The organism is Pseudanabaena sp. FACHB-1998 (assembly GCF_014696355.1).
GTDB lineage: Bacteria > Cyanobacteriota > Cyanobacteriia > Pseudanabaenales > Pseudanabaenaceae > Pseudanabaena.
In genome coordinates this window covers 18,053-36,107 of sequence record NZ_JACJQA010000033.1, presented here as the reverse complement: position 1 = coordinate 36,107, position 18,055 = coordinate 18,053, and the positions used below count along the sequence as shown (strand labels likewise).

At 43.8% G+C, this 18,055-nt stretch carries 18 protein-coding genes and 1 tRNA gene; 13 read left to right on the top strand and 6 right to left on the bottom strand.

The window, feature by feature from the left end:
• Positions 1 to 108: 108 nt before the first annotated feature.
• A complete protein-coding gene (locus H6F42_RS14035) occupies positions 109 to 1,344 on the bottom strand; it encodes a GNAT family N-acetyltransferase (protein WP_190399996.1) in 1,236 nt (411 codons plus the stop codon).
• Positions 1,345 to 1,411: 67 nt separating this feature from the next.
• Between H6F42_RS14035 and H6F42_RS14030 the strand changes: the two genes are divergently transcribed.
• The 5 genes from H6F42_RS14030 (at position 1,412) to H6F42_RS14010 (ending at position 5,143) form a co-directional block, all read left to right on the top strand.
• Positions 1,412 to 1,906 carry a hypothetical protein gene (locus tag H6F42_RS14030; protein WP_190399995.1) on the top strand — a complete coding sequence of 165 codons (495 nt, stop codon included), beginning with the start codon at positions 1,412 to 1,414 and terminating at the stop codon, positions 1,904 to 1,906.
• A gap of 26 nt (positions 1,907 to 1,932) precedes the next feature.
• Positions 1,933 to 3,345, top strand: a complete 1,413-nt coding sequence (locus H6F42_RS14025; RefSeq protein ID WP_190399994.1) for a DUF3370 domain-containing protein — start codon at positions 1,933 to 1,935, stop codon at positions 3,343 to 3,345.
• A gap of 106 nt (positions 3,346 to 3,451) precedes the next feature.
• Positions 3,452 to 4,183: a WecB/TagA/CpsF family glycosyltransferase gene (locus tag H6F42_RS14020; RefSeq protein WP_190399993.1), complete on the top strand. Its 732-nt coding sequence runs from the start codon at positions 3,452 to 3,454 to the stop codon at positions 4,181 to 4,183.
• Between the two features lie 25 nt (positions 4,184 to 4,208).
• Complete coding sequence (locus H6F42_RS14015) at positions 4,209 to 4,637, top strand: VOC family protein (protein WP_242018449.1); 429 nt, start codon at positions 4,209 to 4,211, stop codon at positions 4,635 to 4,637.
• Positions 4,634 to 5,143, top strand: coding sequence for an endonuclease V (locus H6F42_RS14010; protein ID WP_190399992.1), 510 nt, complete (start codon positions 4,634 to 4,636; stop codon positions 5,141 to 5,143). Before H6F42_RS14015 ends, H6F42_RS14010 begins: the two co-directional genes overlap by 4 nt.
• A gap of 130 nt (positions 5,144 to 5,273) precedes the next feature.
• Here H6F42_RS14010 and H6F42_RS14005 read toward each other — a convergent pair whose 3' ends face one another.
• Entirely contained in the window at positions 5,274 to 6,365 is a 1,092-nt protein-coding gene (locus H6F42_RS14005; protein WP_190399991.1) for an alkene reductase, read from the bottom strand.
• 180 nt (positions 6,366 to 6,545) lie between these two features.
• On the opposite strand from H6F42_RS14005, the gene H6F42_RS14000 reads away from it, so the two are divergent.
• Both H6F42_RS14000 and H6F42_RS13995 read left to right on the top strand, forming a co-directional pair.
• On the top strand, positions 6,546 to 6,848 hold the full coding sequence (locus H6F42_RS14000) for a metalloregulator ArsR/SmtB family transcription factor (protein WP_190399990.1): 303 nt from the start codon (positions 6,546 to 6,548) through the stop codon (positions 6,846 to 6,848).
• A 108-nt stretch (positions 6,849 to 6,956) separates the two neighbouring features.
• Positions 6,957 to 8,099: a glycosyltransferase gene (locus tag H6F42_RS13995; RefSeq protein WP_190399989.1), complete on the top strand. Its 1,143-nt coding sequence runs from the start codon at positions 6,957 to 6,959 to the stop codon at positions 8,097 to 8,099.
• Between the two features lie 61 nt (positions 8,100 to 8,160).
• Here H6F42_RS13995 and H6F42_RS13990 read toward each other — a convergent pair whose 3' ends face one another.
• On the bottom strand, positions 8,161 to 8,712 hold the full coding sequence (locus H6F42_RS13990; protein ID WP_190399988.1) for a hypothetical protein: 552 nt from the start codon (positions 8,710 to 8,712) through the stop codon (positions 8,161 to 8,163).
• A gap of 232 nt (positions 8,713 to 8,944) precedes the next feature.
• On the bottom strand, positions 8,945 to 9,574 hold the full coding sequence (locus H6F42_RS13985; RefSeq protein WP_190399987.1) for a Yip1 family protein: 630 nt from the start codon (positions 9,572 to 9,574) through the stop codon (positions 8,945 to 8,947).
• 122 nt (positions 9,575 to 9,696) lie between these two features.
• Here H6F42_RS13985 and aroA point away from each other — a divergent pair, with 122 nt between their 5' ends.
• The 6 genes from aroA to H6F42_RS13955 all read left to right on the top strand — a co-directional run bounded on the left by aroA (position 9,697) and on the right by H6F42_RS13955 (position 16,832).
• Complete coding sequence (gene aroA / locus H6F42_RS13980; RefSeq protein WP_190399986.1) at positions 9,697 to 11,040, top strand: 3-phosphoshikimate 1-carboxyvinyltransferase; 1,344 nt, start codon at positions 9,697 to 9,699, stop codon at positions 11,038 to 11,040.
• Positions 11,041 to 11,351: 311 nt separating this feature from the next.
• Positions 11,352 to 13,322 (top strand): AarF/ABC1/UbiB kinase family protein, encoded by a 1,971-nt coding sequence (locus H6F42_RS13975; RefSeq protein WP_190399985.1) that lies wholly within the window; start codon positions 11,352 to 11,354, stop codon positions 13,320 to 13,322.
• A gap of 104 nt (positions 13,323 to 13,426) precedes the next feature.
• The gene (locus H6F42_RS13970; protein ID WP_190399984.1) at positions 13,427 to 14,899 is read left to right on the top strand and encodes a DUF3696 domain-containing protein; all 1,473 of its coding nucleotides are present in this window, start codon (positions 13,427 to 13,429) and stop codon (positions 14,897 to 14,899) included.
• Between the two features lie 2 nt (positions 14,900 to 14,901).
• A complete protein-coding gene (locus tag H6F42_RS13965; protein WP_190399983.1) occupies positions 14,902 to 15,384 on the top strand; it encodes a hypothetical protein in 483 nt (160 codons plus the stop codon).
• Positions 15,385 to 15,456: 72 nt separating this feature from the next.
• Positions 15,457 to 16,554 (top strand): WD40 repeat domain-containing protein, encoded by a 1,098-nt coding sequence (locus H6F42_RS13960; RefSeq protein ID WP_190399982.1) that lies wholly within the window; start codon positions 15,457 to 15,459, stop codon positions 16,552 to 16,554.
• 191 nt (positions 16,555 to 16,745) lie between these two features.
• A tRNA-Ser gene (locus H6F42_RS13955) sits at positions 16,746 to 16,832 on the top strand.
• A 45-nt stretch (positions 16,833 to 16,877) separates the two neighbouring features.
• Here the strand turns inward: H6F42_RS13955 and H6F42_RS13950 are convergent.
• Together H6F42_RS13950 and H6F42_RS13945 are read right to left on the bottom strand one after the other, a co-directional pair.
• On the bottom strand, positions 16,878 to 17,303 hold the full coding sequence (locus H6F42_RS13950) for a nuclear transport factor 2 family protein (protein ID WP_190399981.1): 426 nt from the start codon (positions 17,301 to 17,303) through the stop codon (positions 16,878 to 16,880).
• 80 nt (positions 17,304 to 17,383) lie between these two features.
• Complete coding sequence (locus H6F42_RS13945; protein ID WP_190399980.1) at positions 17,384 to 18,055, bottom strand: cupin domain-containing protein; 672 nt, start codon at positions 18,053 to 18,055, stop codon at positions 17,384 to 17,386.

Sequence of the window (18,055 nt, the reverse complement as noted above, 5' to 3'; positions counted from 1 at the left end):
TCCCTTTCCATCCAAGGATTAGTGGTGCGGTGCTTTGCACCGCACCACTAATCCTTGGATAAGAATGGGCGGCGCGAAGCGCCGCCCATTCTTATCTTTTTTATGCTTTTAGAATTTAAAAGGATTATAAATTACGCATGGGGTAAAGCTATTTTCTAATAGCTCATAGGTATCAGTTGTCAGATCGGTAATCCATTTTTTATGCACGAGTTCCTCGATCTCATAAGTACCGTAGATCAGTGCCGAAATACCAGCGATCGTGGCGCGAAAGTCGATCGCCCGTTCTTGTACTTCCAGATTGTATCGCTTAACTCGTAGTTGTCCGCGATTGCTGCTTACCCCAAACAAGCTCTCATTCCAACTGCAATAGGGATCGCTGAGGGCAAAGGTAAAAGGCTCACACCAAATTGGCAAATCATGCAATGCTTCCACAATATCCACAACTCTTACCATCCAAGGCTCAGACAAAGTAGAAGACAATTTGCCCGCATCTTTGAGCCATGTATGTAGATTTGCGCTGATGGGCATGGGCATTTTTAATTTGCCGATCTGATCGCGATGGGTGGCAAAAAAGTTGAGCAGGCAATCGCGGGATTCGAGATCTGTCCAAAATATTGATGAAATCTCAATTTGCCGATCGCTCATGGGTAGATTGCCACTGCTGTCGATCGCATAGATGGCGATCGAAACGGGCTGGCGATCGCGCTTGATCACCACACAGAGTTTTTGGCGATGCAAATGCCACCATTGCTCGTAGGCAAATTTGGTAATCGCCACCCCGTGATCATGGGGCTGTAAAGTTTGCGATCGCAAACTGTTATCCAAAAAGTTAATTAATATATCTCTCGCTTCTGTTGCAGGAAGGCGATCGCATGACCAGTTAGCGGCTCCATTCGCGACGCAGGGCAGCTTTAAATAATCTGTCAAAGCAGAAATGGGAATTGTTACTTCATTTAAGGAATTAGCGATCGCATAGCCCAAATTCTCATAGAAACTTTCCTTAAAAGGTGTGAGCATACTCACGCAAATTCCCCGCATTCGCATTTCTAAAAAGGCACTTTTCATCAGCGCCTTAACACAGCCAAGATTGCGATATTCAGGATATGTCCAGACTCCGCCAATTCCCCCCATCGGCTTAATGATGCCGCGCAACGATTGTTGAAAGCTAAAGCATTGCAAAGCCGCCACGATCTTGCCGTCAATCTCCGCAGCTAGTACATCCTCTGGATTAATCGCCGTTAAATGCGATCGCGGCAAGTCTTGATTTGTCCACCGTGAATAGGCATATAGATCACCCTTGAGAATTTCTAGGCGTTCATTTTTGTCAATTTTCCGAATTTTCATGTTTAACTTACAGCATACTTAGTGCATTCACAAACGTGTTGTCACATAAATATAAAACAATGAACGTATGGAAGATCAGCAAAATTTCCTTTACGAATATACTAAATTTTGTCTAGAGCAGGCTCAGCATGGAGTGGACACACTGGGAACTAAGCTCTCTGGTGTGATGGAAATTAGTGCTTTATTGCTGCTCGGTTTGCGGGTTACTTCCACTTTTCAGATTTATGTTAAGCCCGAACAAGCCCATTTATATTTTCTTTATTTGACGTTAAAACTTTCGGCTTGTGTGGCTCTTGCGATCGCGATCGCCTTCGCGGTATTAGGACTCTATCCGCGCAAAGTTTCCACTACGGGACTCTCACCTGAAGTACTCACGCAAAAAGGCGAAAGCTTACAAACAGCAATTACGACCACATGGATGCAGCAAATTAGTGACCTGCAAGCCTATAAGGAAGCACGCACTGCATTTTTGCGAAAGGCGATGATTTCTTTGGGAATTGGGATTGCGATCGCAACTTTTGCGACTACTGATGCTTTTTTCATGGCAGTATCAGGTAAGTAAGATCCCTTGAGTTTGATCAATAGCCTATGTTGACAGCTTTTTTAATCTCGTTATTGACTAATCCCGTAAGTTTGCCAAGCGCAAATGCTGCTGTAGAAAGCAATTCCGTTAATCCCAACAAAATTGCCCAAGCCTCGACTCAACGCCAAATTATTTTGGATCGTCAAGAAATGCGTCCTCTCATGGGCAGCCTTGACGAAGTACCGATGTTGAATAGCAATAGTCCTGAAATTGTGCAAACGGAAGGGATTTTGCTATCGGCTTTTCCATCTGAAGGAATGGCGCATCCTAAGGCTCATTTAAACTTTCCCTTTGAAGGTCGCTTTGATGTCTTCACCCACCATATTTCCAAAGCGCCACCACCTAAGGATTTAAGAACTTTGTATATTGGCGCGATCGCCTATAACCCCACGGATAAACCTGTAACCATTGATGTGTTGCTAGGAGCGAGTTATCTCAGTCAACCTGATGCTCCTTTCTATGACGCGCCAAATTACTCCTTAAATAATAACGGTGAAACCTATCGGGGACCAGGCGATCGCGCCATGCTCGACATTTTGCGCGGTCGTCGTCAGGATATCTTTCCTGCCCAAATCATAATTCCGCCTAAGCAAAGCCGCATGTTGATGAACGTACCAATTCCCGTCAAGGAATTAGATCCTCCCTTAAATGGGCGATCGGGGTTATCGCGATTACGCAGTGATGGTAAGGTTTATGTCGCAACTTTAGCGCTTTATGCCAGACTAAATCCAGATGGAACCGAACGCGCTCCCACTCTTGCTGAATGGGAAAACATTCTCAAAACTGGGGAGCTAGCGAAGCCTCGCGATGTTGTGCCTACGCCGCCCAATTTAACAGAAGGAGCCTTTGAATATAGCCGTGTGGCTGGTGTCCAACTTGGTTCGCAATGGTTTGGGAATTTAACCGATAAGGATAGTAATGACTTAGCAATTCCTCAACGGGGCGCATCCTATTCCTATGGATTAAGTTTGCTGCAATACGGCACGATGGGAACAGGACAAGTACAGACAGCGCCACTAAAAGTGCGTTATCCCGACACCGCTTATTCAGCACATGGTAATTACGGTGTGCAGTATAACTTGACGATGCCCTTGCATAATCCCACTAGTGAGACGCAAACTGTGGTTCTCTCTTTCCAGAATCCGATCAAATACGATAAGCCCGTGGGTGGTTTGCAATTTTTTGAGCCATTACCCGATGATGTCTTTTTCCGAGGTTCGGTGCGGGTCAGATTTCGGAATGACAGGGGCTTAGCCCAAAGTCGCTATGTACATCTAATGATGAAGCGTGGTGAACGGGGTAAGTCTCTAGTTACGCTAATAATGCCCCCAAGCGATCGCCGTGTCGTCCAGTTTGATTTTCTCTATCCTGCGGATGCTACGCCACCACAGGTTTTAACGGTAACGACTCAAAATTAGGTAATATTACTAAATGTGTCAAGATAAATAATTAAATTGCTAAGCAATTGCTTAGCAATTTAATTATTTATTCTAAATATGTAGATACGTCTGGAGAAAGAATCCCTTGCGTCAGTTTAATGTGCTTGGATTACCTGTACATATACAGGACAGCTATAGTGCTTGGCTTGCTCAACGCTTACAAAATAAGCAGGGTGCTCATGTGGTCACCCTGAATGCAGAAATGACGATGCAAGCTCGTCAAAATTTTGACTTAGCAAGCGTCGTCAAGCAAGCCGATCTGGTTGTGCCAGATGGATCTGGCATTGTGCTGTATCTACGATCGCAAGGTGAAGATATTAATCGCTGTCCCGGCATTGAGTTAGCGGAGCAGATTGTTGCGATCGCCGCCGAAAAGCGTTGGAGTATCTATCTCCTCGGCGGCGCTCCCAATGTCGTAGATACAGTAGTAGATAGTTGGCGACAAAAGTGGGCAACCATTACGATCGCAGGAATGCATCACGGTTATTTTGACGCAGATCTGGAACAACAAATTTGCGAGCAATTACAAACCTTGCAACCTGATCTGCTCCTTGTGGGATTGGGAGTGCCAAGACAAGAGTTATGGATTCAGAAATATCGCCATCTCTGTCCTAATTCTGTGTGGATTGGTGTGGGCGGCAGTTTTGATATTTGGTCTGGCAAGAAAACTCGCGCTCCCAAATGGTTTGCTAATAATAATTTGGAGTGGTTGTACCGTCTTTATCAAGAGCCTTGGCGCTGGCGACGCATGTTGTCACTACCGCATTTTGTTTGGTGTGTCACCAAAGAATCGCTACTTCAAAAAGCCCAAAAATAAAGAGGGACGCAATGCGCCGCTCTTTATGCATAGTTTATGGAGAGAAACAGAAATCAAGATGCGATATCATCACACTTCCATTAAAACTGCGGATATCTTTCAAGCGATCGCCTTTTATGAGGCTTTGGGCTTTGAGGTGAGCGAGCGATTTACGGCTGGAATTACCCTTGCCTGTTGGATGCGGGGCGCAGGGACAAATATGGAATTAATGCAAGTTCCTGAACCCCAAAATATTGCTGAGGCATTTGGCGATGAGCATTATGTGGGTTACTATCATCTATCGTTTCAGGTGGAAGACTTGCCCTCTTTTTTGCAAGATTTGGTGAATAAGGTCGGTAAGCTAAAATTATTGTTACCACCGAGGGAACAGACTATAGGCGATCGCCGATATCAAGTTGCTTTTATCGCTGATCCCGATGGTTTGCCCATTGAATTGATGCAGGTAATTGAATGATTTTGGCTGTAGATGTGGACTATCGCGAAGATAAAGCTGTCGCGGCTGGAGTTGCCTTTGAGGATTGGGAAGCCCTAACTCCAGCTAATACATTTGTTACGGAAACTGATCAAGTAGAGGAATATCAATCGGGAGAATTTTATAAGCGGGAATTGCCCATCATTCTTTTATTACTGCAAAGACTTCCACAACTACCTGAAATTATTGTTATTGATGGATATGTGTATCTTGATAGCGATCGCAAAGGAGGCTTAGGTCATTATCTATACAAAGCTCTGGGCGAAAAAATAGCCGTGATCGGGGTGGCAAAAAGTCATTTTAAAGATGTGCCACTAGAAGCGGGAGTTTTAAGAAATGGCAGTAATCGTCCATTGTATGTAACGGCGATCGGTGTAGATGAATCCGAAGCTAGAGGCTACATCAAGAAAATGCATGGTGCATATCGCTTACCCACTCTCTTAAAAGCCGTAGATCGACTTTGTAGAGATTCTTTATCATCAACTTAAAGCGCTTTGCGCTCAAACCCAAACCAAGAAAAAATTTAAAAGCGTTGCCTTGCAACGCTTTTAAATTTTTTCTTGTGGTTCAAAAATCTCCAAGAAGAGAAAGGCGGCGCAAAGCGCTGCCTTTCTCTTCTTAGGCACTCGCCATTGCAGGATAATCGGTATAGCCCTGTTCGTCACCGCCGTAGAAGGTGTTGCGATCGGGCTTATTAAGAGATGCTCCCGCCGCAAAACGCTCCACTAGATCAGGATTGGCGATATAAAGACGACCATAGGCTACGAGATCGGCGTTACCTGACGCGATCGCCGCATTTCCAGTCTCAAAGTTATAACCACCAGCCGTAATAATCGTTCCATTAAAGATAGGACGGAAGAATTCTGCACCAAGATCGGGTTGATCTTCAGCAGAACCGAATCCTTCTACCCTTGGGGCAACCAAATGCAAATAAGCGAGATTAAACCGATTCAATTCCTTGACTGCATAGCCAAAGGTTGCCACACGATTAGAATCATACATACTATTAAAAGTGCCACTGGGCGACAGTCTCAGACCAACGCGATCGCCACCCCATACACCAACCACTGCTTCCGTTACTTCTAACAATAAACGAGCGCGATTCTCAATGGAACCACCGTAAATATCTGTGCGCTGATTGGTATTGTCTTGCAAAAATTGATCGAGTAGATATCCATTAGCACCATGAATTTCCACACCATCAAAACCTGCTTCCAGAGCATTTTTCGCTCCGAGTCGATATTGCTCAACGATTTGAGGGATTTCCTCTAATTCTAAGGCGCGAGGTGTCACAAAGGGTTTCATGCCTGTGTAGGTAGCGGCTTCACCTTCAGGGGCGATCGCCGAGGGAGCGACGGGCAACTTGCCATCGGGCTGTAAGTCAGGATGAGAAATTCTACCCACATGCCAAAGTTGCAAAAAGATTTTGCCACCCTTAGCATGAACTCCATCGGTAACGAGTTTCCATCCCGCTACTTGCTCTGGTGAATAAATCCCGGGGGTATTGGGATAGCCTAAGCCTTCGGGACAAACCTGTGTTGCTTCCGTAATTAGTAATCCTGCCGAAGCTCTTTGCTCGTAGTGGAGAACATTTAAAGCCGTGGGAACATTACCTGCTGCCGCACGGTTGCGGGTAAGGGGAGCCATGACAATGCGGTTAGGTAAGGTGTACCGACCGAGCTTAACTGGGGAGAGAAGAGGAGCGCTCATAAGGTTAGGGGTTACATAAATTTCTATTGTTCGATTATATACGAACAATAGAAATTTATGCAATGGCATGGGATAATAGATGTTGCCATCCTTGTTAGGACACTAAACCCAAAAGCGAGTTGCGCCGCAAATCGTCTTTTGGGTTTGTGTCCTAATGCAAGTGACCACAGCTATATAACCATGCGCCAGTATTCCCATCCCGATCGCGAAAATATCTCTTTAACAGGAGTTCTCTATGGACTTAGCGATCCCACGCGGCTACAAATTGTGAAAATGCTGGCTACTAAGCAGGAAATAACCTGCGGTGATTTTTGTTTGGAAATGAGTAAATCTACTCAGTCGCATCATTTCAAAGTACTGCGAGATATGGGAATTATGTATACCCGCTTAGAGGGAACTCAGCATTACAACTCCCTGAGACGAGAAGATTTAAATGTGAGATTTCCCAATTTATTAGACTCTATTTTGAATGCTATCAATTAAGTAAGCATCTCAATAAGTATCTCAGTAAGCAGCGTTATAAACTTCGCGCTAGGCGATCGCCACTATAGTATGATTCTCTCAAAGCCAACGATTCCGTACAGTTAACCTATGCGTATCGCCATATTTACCGAGACATTTTTGCCAAAAATTGATGGCATCGTTACCCGCCTCAAATATACCGTTGAATATCTGGTCAGACTCGGTAATCAAGTATTGGTATTTTCGCCTGACGGAGGTCTGACGGAATATTGTGGCGCTAAGATTTATGGGGTATCAGCCTTTGACTTTCCCCTGTATCCCGAACTAAAACTAGCCTTGCCGCGTCCTTCGATTGGTCACGCTTTAGAACAATTTCAGCCTGATGTGATCCATGTCGTCAATCCCGCGATTTTAGGAATGGCGGGAATCTATTACGCCAAAAAGATGAATTATCCCTTGATGGCTTCCTATCATACGCATTTGCCCCAATATTTACAGCATTATGGCTTGGGATTCCTCGAAGGGGTGATGTGGGACTTAGTCAAAAATACGCATAATCAGGCGGCTTTAAATCTTTGCACTTCGACCGCGATGATCGACGAACTGCGATCGCATGGTGTAGAGCGGCTCGATCTTTGGCAACGTGGCGTGGACACGGTGCAGTTTCACCCAAGGTTTAAAAGTGGCGAAATGCGATCGCGCCTTACTCAAGGACATCCTGAGGACAATTTGTTTCTCTACGTGGGGCGACTCTCTGCCGAAAAGGAAATTCAGCAAATTTTGCCAGTACTACAAGCTATTCCCCATAGTCGTCTTGCCCTTGTCGGGGATGGACCCTATCGTCAGGAATTGGAGAAAATTTTTGCGGGGACAAATACTAATTTTGTGGGCTATTTGCGGGGCGATGATCTTGCGGCGGCTTTTGCTTCTAGCGATGCCTTTTTATTCCCATCCCGCACGGAAACTTTGGGCTTGGTTTTATTAGAGGCTATGGCGGCAGGCTGCCCTGTGGTAGCAGCAAATTCGGGCGGTATTCCCGATATTGTGACTAATAGCATTAATGGCTATTTATTCGAGCCAAGCGATCGCGACGGTTTAACCAAAGCTACCCAAAATCTCTTACAAAATCGCTCCCCAAATCATGAGGATGGGATGTGTGTTCAAGCAAGGCTCGAAGCTGAAAAATGGGGCTGGGATGCTGCGACTCGGCAATTGCAAAATTATTACGAGCAGACGATTAAGGCAAGTAGATCCGTTGCAACTGTGGCATAAAAAGTAAGCAGCTACGCAAAGCGTAGCTGCTTACTTTTTGTTTTTTAGGGCTAGGCGATCGCTAGATTTTAATCTGTTTCCAAGCTGAAACTACATACTGGAGATTTTTGGGCAATCCATTTTGAGAAATATCATTATATTGAAATGTACCTTCTTTGCTAGTAAGGGTATAGGTAATATAATCAGCCGCACCTCTAGGTGCTGGATAACTAAGATTTTTAAACTTTGCAATTGCATTTTTATGGAGCAATTTTTCAAATTGCTTCACTCGATCTAAAGAGACTTTACGAACGCTGCGGGATGAGTCATTACTATCCCCAATTCTTATACGAATTAAAGTTCCGTCTTTTAGTAAAAGTGTTTGATAGGTAGCTCCTGTAATGCCACCACTAGAAATTTCTCGAAATACTACAGATTTTTCTAAGGCTGGCGGAAGCTGATTTTGAGGAATTACAACAGCCTTGATAGAAGTGTTTTTAAGATTGCCATATTCATCTTTAATAGGATTAGCTAAAGCTCCTGAACTATTAAAAGAACTTAAAGCAATATTCATTGATAAAGCTGTAGTTAATAGGATGGAGGAAACAATTTTATCTTGAATAGTATTAGACATAAGATTCGGAAAGATTTTATTTTTTATCTTGAGTGAGTTCCTAACTTAGTCCTAAGACGATTATCTCTATGTAATGTTGCCAATGGTTAACATTACACACAAAAAGAAGAGAATTTTCCTGCTACGCAGGAAAATTCTCTTCTTTATTACATGAAAACACTTTTATGAACTAAAAATTAAATTTAGTAATACGAAAGCAAAAATGGCGTAGCCATTTTTGCTTTCGTATTAACTAAGCAATGCTGATCAGCAACTTAATGGCATTGCCTAGCCAAATCAGCGCCACTACTCCCCCCGAAATTGCCAAAGGTACGATCGCTAAAGTTTTCCAGATTTTAATACCTAAAACCACCGAAGCACCCCAGATTTGCCAGACGATAAACCAGATGATCACCGCGATCGCGGCGAGAAAACGTGATTGAGGCGGTAAGCTGAGGGCAGGAGCCATAAAGATCCAAGGCAAACTTGCAAAACCTGTAAGGGTCAATAACTCAACAAGCTGCACATTTTTTTGAAATACTTCCGCTAATTGTTTTAATAAAAAAGTGAAAAACAACCAGCCAATTAAGCCACTAATCACAGAGCCAACAATTCTGAAAAGCGATAACTGATCGAGGCGGATGGTTTCCAAAGAATTAACTAACGCAATCACGATCGCCCCTTGAGCCACAGAAGGATACGCCTTGAGTTGCTCAAAGGTCACCTGTGGCAAAAATAAAGTCCCATAGAGGCGATCGAGCAATGTTCCTAAATTGTGGGGTGGTTTAGGAGGAGTAATGCTTTCAGCGTTGCTAGTATTGCTATCAACCATGTTATCGGTGGCGATCGCATTAATATCTTCAGGATTGGGCGTGGCGTTCATGGTTTCTTCCTACGAGCAATTATTCTTGAAAGGGTTGTTTAGTAAAGCTTTCAACAAAATTCTATGTTTTACGGAGAGCGCAAAGCACTGTAATCTAATACTAATTGCTAACTGACTTTAACATGATTGACCTCGCTACTACGCACCCCAACCCCATCCTCACCATTGACTCTAGTCAATTGCCTCAAGGCTTACGGGGCAGAATTACGATTCCAGGGGATAAATCTATTTCTCACCGAGCCTTGATGCTTGGCTCCCTCGCTGATGGAGAAACCACAATCCGTGGTTTGTTACTAGGCGAAGATCCGCGCAGTACGGCGGCTTGCTTTTCGGCAATGGGGGCAGAAATATCTGAGCTTAATTCCGAATTAGTCACGGTTAAGGGAATTGGATTAGGCAATCTGAAAGAGCCTGTGGATGTGCTAAATGCGGGAAATTCAGGGACAACGTTACGGCTAATGTTAGGAATTTTGGCGAGTCATCCCGATCGCTTTTTTACGGTGACGGGTGATGCTTCGTTGCGATCGCGTCCTATGTCTCGGGTGGTTAATCCTTTGCGACAAATGGGAGCCAATATTTGGGGGCGAGAGAATGGAGCGAGAGCGCCCCTTGCTATTTCAGGACAAAATCTCAAAGCTATTCATTATCAATCCCCCGTTGCTTCGGCACAGGTCAAGTCCTGCATCATGCTAGCGGGCTTAATGACCGATGGCGAAACGATTATCACGGAGCCAGAGCGATCACGCGATCACAGCGAACGGATGCTTGCCGCCTTTGGCGCAAAGGTAAGCGTTGATGTGGATACCAATACAGTCTCGGTGAAAGGTGGCGCAAAACTAGTCGGACAGGAAGTCACAGTCCCGGGGGATATTAGCTCAGCTGCGTTTTGGTTAGTTGCTGCATCAATCGTTCCCAATTCCGATCTATTAATTGAAAATGTCGGGATTAATCCAACTCGCACAGGAATTTTAGAAGTTCTGGCGGAAATGGGAGCCGATATCACCTATGAAAATCAAAGAGAAGTGACAGGAGAACCCGTGGCGGATTTGCGGGTGCGGTCAGCATCTCTAAAGGCTTGTCGTATTGGCGGCGCAGTGATTCCGCGTTTAATTGACGAGATTCCGATTTTGGCGATCGCCGCCAGTTGTGCGGAGGGAACCACCATCATCGAGGATGCTGAAGAACTGCGCGTTAAAGAAAGCGATCGCATTGTGGCGATGGTGAAGGAGTTAACGAAGTTGGGAGCGAAGGTCACTGAGCGTCCCGACGGTATGGAAATTGTGGGCGGCAAAATCCTCACAGGTGCGGAAGTTGATAGTTATGACGACCATCGTGTGGCGATGAGTTTAGCGATCGCCGCCCTAGTTGCTAAGGGTAAAACTTCGATCAATCGCGCCGAGTCTGCGGCAATTTCCTATCCTTCGTTCATTCCCACTTTGCAAGGTCTATACAGCGCAAAGCGCTGATTTGAGAATTTAAAAAGTGGCGCAAAGCGCCACTTTTTAAATTCTTTTACGTTGATCTAGCGCTTTGCGCTCAATCCCAAAGAATAGTTGCGCCGCAACTATTCTTTGAGTTTTCTGAAAACATAAGCCTAGAGAGCTATCCCAGATTGTGTAACAAATTGTTAAAATAATCTATAGCTAGCTAAGCGTAATTAAGAAAATAGAATCAAAACCTGTAGCGCACTCTGTGTCTGCATCACAAGTTTTAGAGCTTTACATTTAATTGCGCCCAGCTACTTAGCCAAGTCTATAAGTGAGTTTACAAAAATCCTATGTCTAACCCCAAATCAGACTTTGAGTTAGATCGTTATGACATTGAGGCGATCGCTGACTACTATCGTAACCAACCTTTGCGGGTCTGGTGGCGTTGTGTAGTGATTTTCGTACCACTGATTTGGCTATTTCTGAGATTGCGCCTCAGTGCCAAATCCTCAGCCGCAGAATTAAAAAAATTAGCGATCGAATCACGGGAACTAGTAACCCGTCTTGGACCCGCATTTATCAAAATAGGACAAGCCCTTTCTACTCGTCCAGACATCGTGCCGCCAGTATTCATGGATGAACTGGCGGAATTACAGGATCAATTACCTGCGTTTCCCAACGAGATCGCCTTTCAATTTATTCGTGATGCCCTAGGAGCCGATCCGTCAGAAGTCTATGCGGAAATATCGGAAAATCCGATCGCCGCCGCTTCTCTGGGGCAAGTTTACAAGGGCAAATTGAAAACTGGTGAACTTGTAGCTATTAAAGTCCAACGTCCAGACATCGCCGCAGGCATTGCCCTTGATATGTATATTTTACGGGGCATTGCTACGTGGCTGAAAAAGACTTTTAAATTCGTCCGCACTAATTTAGCCGCCATTCTCGACGAATTCGCCAGTCGCATTTTTGAGGAAATGGACTATACCTTTGAAGGTAAGAACGCTGAGAAATTCGCTAAATACTATGGAGGCTTAGACGGAATTTACGTTCCCAAAATCTATTGGCAATACACCGCAAAGCGTGTTTTAACAATGGAATGGATTGAAGGGATTAAGCTCACCAATGTGGAAAAGGTCAAAGAAGCGGGATTTGATAGTCGCCACATTATTGAAGTCGGTGTGCAATGTTCTTTGCGCCAATTATTAGACTATGGCTATTTTCACGCTGATCCCCATCCCGGAAATTTATTGGTGATGGGAGATGGCAGATTAGCCTATCTAGACTTTGGAATGATGAGCGAAGTTTCGGCAGAACAAAGATTTGGACTAATTGAGGCGATCGTGCATCTGGTCAATCGTGATTTTGACGCTCTGTCTAAGGATTATGTGCGCTTAGGATTCTTGACTGAAGACATTGATTTTGCGGCGATCGTGCCTGCTTTATCGGATGTATTTAATCCGCCTGACGGGCAGAGCTTAACTCAAATGGATTTTAAAGACATGACCGATCAACTATCGCAGATCATGTATGACTATCCTTTCCAAGTTCCCGCCTACTATGCGCTGATTATCCGATCGCTTGTTACTCTCGAAGGAATTGCCTTTAGTGTCGATCCGAAGTTCAAAGTCTTAGCCGTTGCCTATCCCTATGTAGCCAATCGCTTGCTGAATGACTCGGCTCCTGAATTAAGAATGGCGCTTAAGGATTTACTCTTCCGTGATGGAGAATTCCGTTGGAATCGTCTAGAAAATCTCTTGAGCAATGCTCAAACTAATCCTGACTATAACTTGAATGGAACTCTCGATAAAGGGATCGATTTCTTGCTATCAGAGCGCAGTGAATTTATGCACGATCGCATTATCGATGAAATCGTGAAGGGGATTGAAGTGGAAGCGAGCAAGCGCTTACCTGCGCCTCTCAAGACTTCCCTCATTGGCGATATTGTCATCGATCCACGGTTAAAAGAAGAGATTGCTCAAACAGAAACGCCTTCGAGTTTGGGCTATATTGCGAGGCTCTGGAATATCTTGCAAAAGGATAAGGCGATCGCCCCTAATGAGATTTTGCCTCTCGCAACCCGTATTCTCACGAAGCGCGAGACTTTTACCATCGGTCGTGATGTGGTCTCTAAGTTAGCTCAGCGATCGCTAATTAGGGCAATGCGGGAAGTGCTATTGCGTGATGAGAAAAAATATCAAGCGGATAAAAAAGCTGATCAGGTTCAGGAAATAGCTAATAATCTCAATAATCCAGAAAGGGAATTAGTGGGTGCTTCTAGTGGTTCTGGTTTAAGGCGATCGGTCAATGGTCGCAGTTGGTAAATAAAAAATAAGCTGCACGAAGTGCAGCTTATTTTTTATTGGGTTTTGGTAGGATAGGTGAACTTCGCCTATCCTTTGTAGTTTTTAACTAGGTTTAACTCGCGATGTTTACAAAATTACGCATTCAAAATTTTAAGTCATGGGCTGATACGGGTGAGTTTAGGATGGCTCCTCTGACGGGATTTTTTGGTACGAATAGTTCTGGGAAAACGGCAATTTTGCAGTTTTTGTTGATGCTTAAGCAAACTGTGGAATCAAGCGATCGCAATCGTATTTTGCATTTAGGCGGCGATCAATATAGCTATGTTGATTTAGGTACTAATTACGATATTAGTCACAGACATCAATTACCTGAAAAGTTGAAATTTCAGTTTGAATGGATTCCTAAATATATTGATATATCAATGTTACAGATACCTATTGCCGTATCAATTCAAACCATTAATGCACTAAAATCACAAAAATCAAAGCATGATAACAAACCACTAATGTATTTTGTGAATCAGCAATACGATAAATCTTTGAAATTTGAGTCATTAATTAATATTGAACAAGATCAAATCAATTTTGAATTTTTTACTTACTACTTTATTGTTGATCGTTATTTAGACTCTGGCTATTCCATAGACGGAGATTGCGGTTGGAATCAAATCAAAGTTAGAAGATTGAATATTAATGATAACAATCAAGATTACTTACTGAGTAAAGATGGAACTTTTTTTGATGAATGGAAAGATTCAGTAGAATATTTAGATGATATATTTTACAATATTGAAGAAATAGATAGTGCCAAAATATTAAAGAATTTTGGTGTTTTAAATAATACTGACTTGTCAGAGTTAATGGGAGCTTTTATCGATTTATTTCAAAATACTTACTATCTCGCACCTTTGAGGGAATATCCTAAAAGAACCTATCAATGGTCTGGAGAGAGTCCCAAGGATGTCGGAAAATATGGGGAATTAACAGTTGCTGCAATTCTTGCATCTCGGAAGAAAAACTTGGATGTTGAGCTTTCTGTTGCAAAAGCATTAAAAGATTTAGGCTTAATACATGGGTTTCGAGTAAATAAAATTACGACTAATCGTGGTGATTATGAAATATTGGTACAGAAGACCCCTAATTCGGCAGAAGTACTAATTACTGATGTTGGATTTGGAGTTTCGCAAGTATTACCAATATTAGTTTTATGCTACTACGCACCCAAAGGTGCAACCCTCATATTTGAGCAACCCGAAATCCATTTACATCCATCAGTTCAAGCAGGACTCGCTGATATATTTATCGAAGTCATCAAAACCCGCAATATTCAAATCATCATCGAAAGCCATAGCGAACATTTATTAAGGCGATTGCAAAGGCGTATGGCTGAAGAAAAAGATGGATTTACGAATGAAGATGCTGCACTTTATTTTTGTAAAATGAACGATCAGGGAGATTCAGAATTAGTTACTCTCGATATTGATGATTATGGCAATATTTGCAACTATCCCGAAGGATTCTTTGGTGATGAAATGGGAGATATAGTTGCAATGAACAAAGCAGCTATCAAGCGCCAAATGAATACGGAAGGGTGAGAATGCATCACATCGTAGATACCAATGTTCTACTTGTTGCTAGTAGAAAAGCACCTCAAGCATCTCTAACCTGCGTACTCACTTGTATCGAATATCTCGAAACTATCCAAAAATCAGGGACTCTCGTAATTGATAGTAATCGACTTATTATTAGCGAATATATGAACAAAAACTCTATGAGTGGTCAACCTAATAGTGGTGATGCTTTTTTAAAATGGGTTTGGGATCATCAAGCCACTAGCCGTTGTGAACAAGTGACAATTACACAAATATCAGAAAATGAATTTGTAGAATTCCCAGATTCAGAATCGCTTAAAAATTTTGACAAGTCCGATCGCAAATTTGTTGCCGTTGCCATCACCCATCCAGCCCAACCCGCGATCGCTAATGCCGTTGACTCCGACTGGCGCAACTATGAGCAAGCCCTTAAAGATCACGGTGTTAACCTTCACTTTCTCTGTCCAGAACTCAGCCCAAAATCATAAGTTCACAAAGCGCTGTAAGAGCCTACCGCGATACTGAGATAAGATGCTTAGTGAGCAAAAATAATAACCACTATGCCAAAGCCTAAGACCCTTCCCATCCTTAATCCCAAACCCCAAGCCCAAATCACCCTAAGCGAATACATTACGGTGATCGCATGGTCACCCAATAGCAAATATCTGGCGGCAGCTACAGCTTCAGGGGAAATAGTGCTATTTGACGATACCAAGGCGGGGAATAATCTGGCTCAAAAGCAAACGGAATTGCAAGCACCCACGGAAATCTCCGTAGACTGCTTAGGATTTTCGGCAGATGGGCGTTGGTTGGCGACAGGGGGGCAAGATGGCAAAGTGCGCGTCTGGGACTTAGCAGAAGAACAACCAGCGATCGCCGCCACCCTCGATCTGGGTAAAACATGGATCGAGCATCTGATTTGGCATCCCACCCGTTCTGAATTTGCCTTTGGCTTAGGGAAATATGTGCAGATCTGGAGTGCAGAAACTTTAGATATTGTGACCACTTTGCATTTTGAGCAATCGACTGTCTTGGCGATCGCATGGCATCCCAGTGGCGAATACCTATGCGTCGGCGGTGATGGTGGGCTTAAGGTTTGGGAAGCAAAGGACTGGTACGAAGATCCGATTGTTTTTGAAATGCCTACAGCGACAGCAAAAATTGCATGGAATCATTCAGGTGAATATCTAGTGGCAAGTACTCTCGATAATCTGGTGGTGGTGATGCAATGGCTCGGTAATGACTTTGATGCTTCGCCTTGGCGGATGCAGGGATTTCCGGGCAAGATTCGCAACTTTGATTGGTCGGCTAGTAAGACTTCTCCATTACTCGCTTCTTCTAGTGCTTCCGATGTCGTGGTTTGGGAAAAGCATCCTGACTTAAATGTTGGTTGGGAAGGAGAGGTGATTAAGGGGCATAACAGTATTGTAGGATTTATCAGCTTTAAGCCCAAAACGGAAATCCTCGCTTCTGCTGATGAAAATGGCAGAATCGCTATTTGGAAAAATGCGAAGGATTGGGTGCAAGCTCTGGAGACTCCGATGGGTGAGATTACAGGTTTGCAATGGCAACCACAGGGTAAAAAGCTCGCGGCAGCTAATGCCGATGGAGAAATCATGATTTGGACAGAATCTTCACAGGGCAAAGGTTTTCGGTAGATCAATCCAAAGAATAAGATGCGGCGCGAAGCGCCGCATCTTATTCTTTGGATTGATTAGTGACGTGGCGCTTCGCGCGGCATCACTAATTCTGGGATGGGAATGAGGCTTTATTTGGGGGTTTCAATAATTTGCTTACTGTGATATTATGGCAATTGCTTTGCTAATCAAAGACGCTAAAACAGCATATTGGAGAGATGGCAGAGTGGTTGAATGCGTCTGACTCGAAATCAGATTTAGGGTCACACCTAACGGGAGTTCGAATCTCCCTCTCTCCGTAACAAAAAAGAACAAAAAAGGACTGCGATCGCAGTCCTTTTTAGCTAGTTACGTTCCCAGCGAAATTTGCGATCGCTTTCTTGGATAGCAAGGTCATTAATGCTGGCAAAGCGCCGCATCATCAAACCATTTTCGGCAAATTCCCAGTTTTCATTGCCATAGGCGCGATACCAATTGCCAGCTTCGTCATGATATTCATACTCAAATCGCACTGCAATTCGATTGTCCATGAAGCACCAAAGTTCTTTTTTCAATCGGTAATCCAATTCTTTTGCCCATTTGCGTTTGAGAAATTCCCTAATCTCATCACGTCCCTTCACAAATTCATTACGATTACGCCATTCCGAATCTTCAGTGTAGGCAAGAGCCACGCGATCGGGATCGCGAGTATTCCAAGCATTTTCCGCAGCTTGGATTTTCGCTTTCGCAGTTTCTAGGGTAAATGGTGGGAGTGGTGGTTTAGTTTCCATAATTTTTAGGATTTAGGTAATAGTTAAATTAGGTTAATTTAGAAGCGATCGCAGTTTCAATCAATTGCTGCTAAGTAGCATCAGGTTCCCAAACTAGAGGCGTTCAGATGTCCAACTTTGACATAAATTAGGCATCCTGATTTGCTAAACGGTGTGTGCCGACTGCCACAAGGATTCCGTATCCAAGTACCCTTGGGATAAGTACTAAACTCATCCTCAAAGACTCCGTCAACTACGAAGATTTCTTCACCGCCTAAATGCAGATGTGGCTGAAAATATGTACCCACATCCCATTTGACTAGGGCAACATTCTCGGTTCCATAGCTATGGAGAGGCATGACTTGCAAGCCTTTGACTAAGCCATTCGCCCAAGGCATTTCCTTTGTGGCGATCGCGACTCGTTGTTGATCATCGGGATACATCTGCCAGAGCTTAACTAAAATCGTGCAGCCATCTTTGCTAAAAGGCGTATGGGTGGAACCTACAGGATTGCGAATATAGGTTCCCGCAGGATAGTCACCATATTCATCGGAAAAAATGCCATCTAAGACCAAAAACTCTTCGCCGCCGCCGTGGGTATGTGCCGAGAAATAACTGTTAGGAGCATAGCGGACAATTGAAGTCGCCCTTGCCACTTCTTCGCCATCGCGTTCGAGCATTCGGCGCTGCACGCCAATCATCGGAGAATCTACCCAATTGAGGGCTTCACTCTCGACAACAACCCGTTGGCTCAAATCTGCATGGAGTTTCAT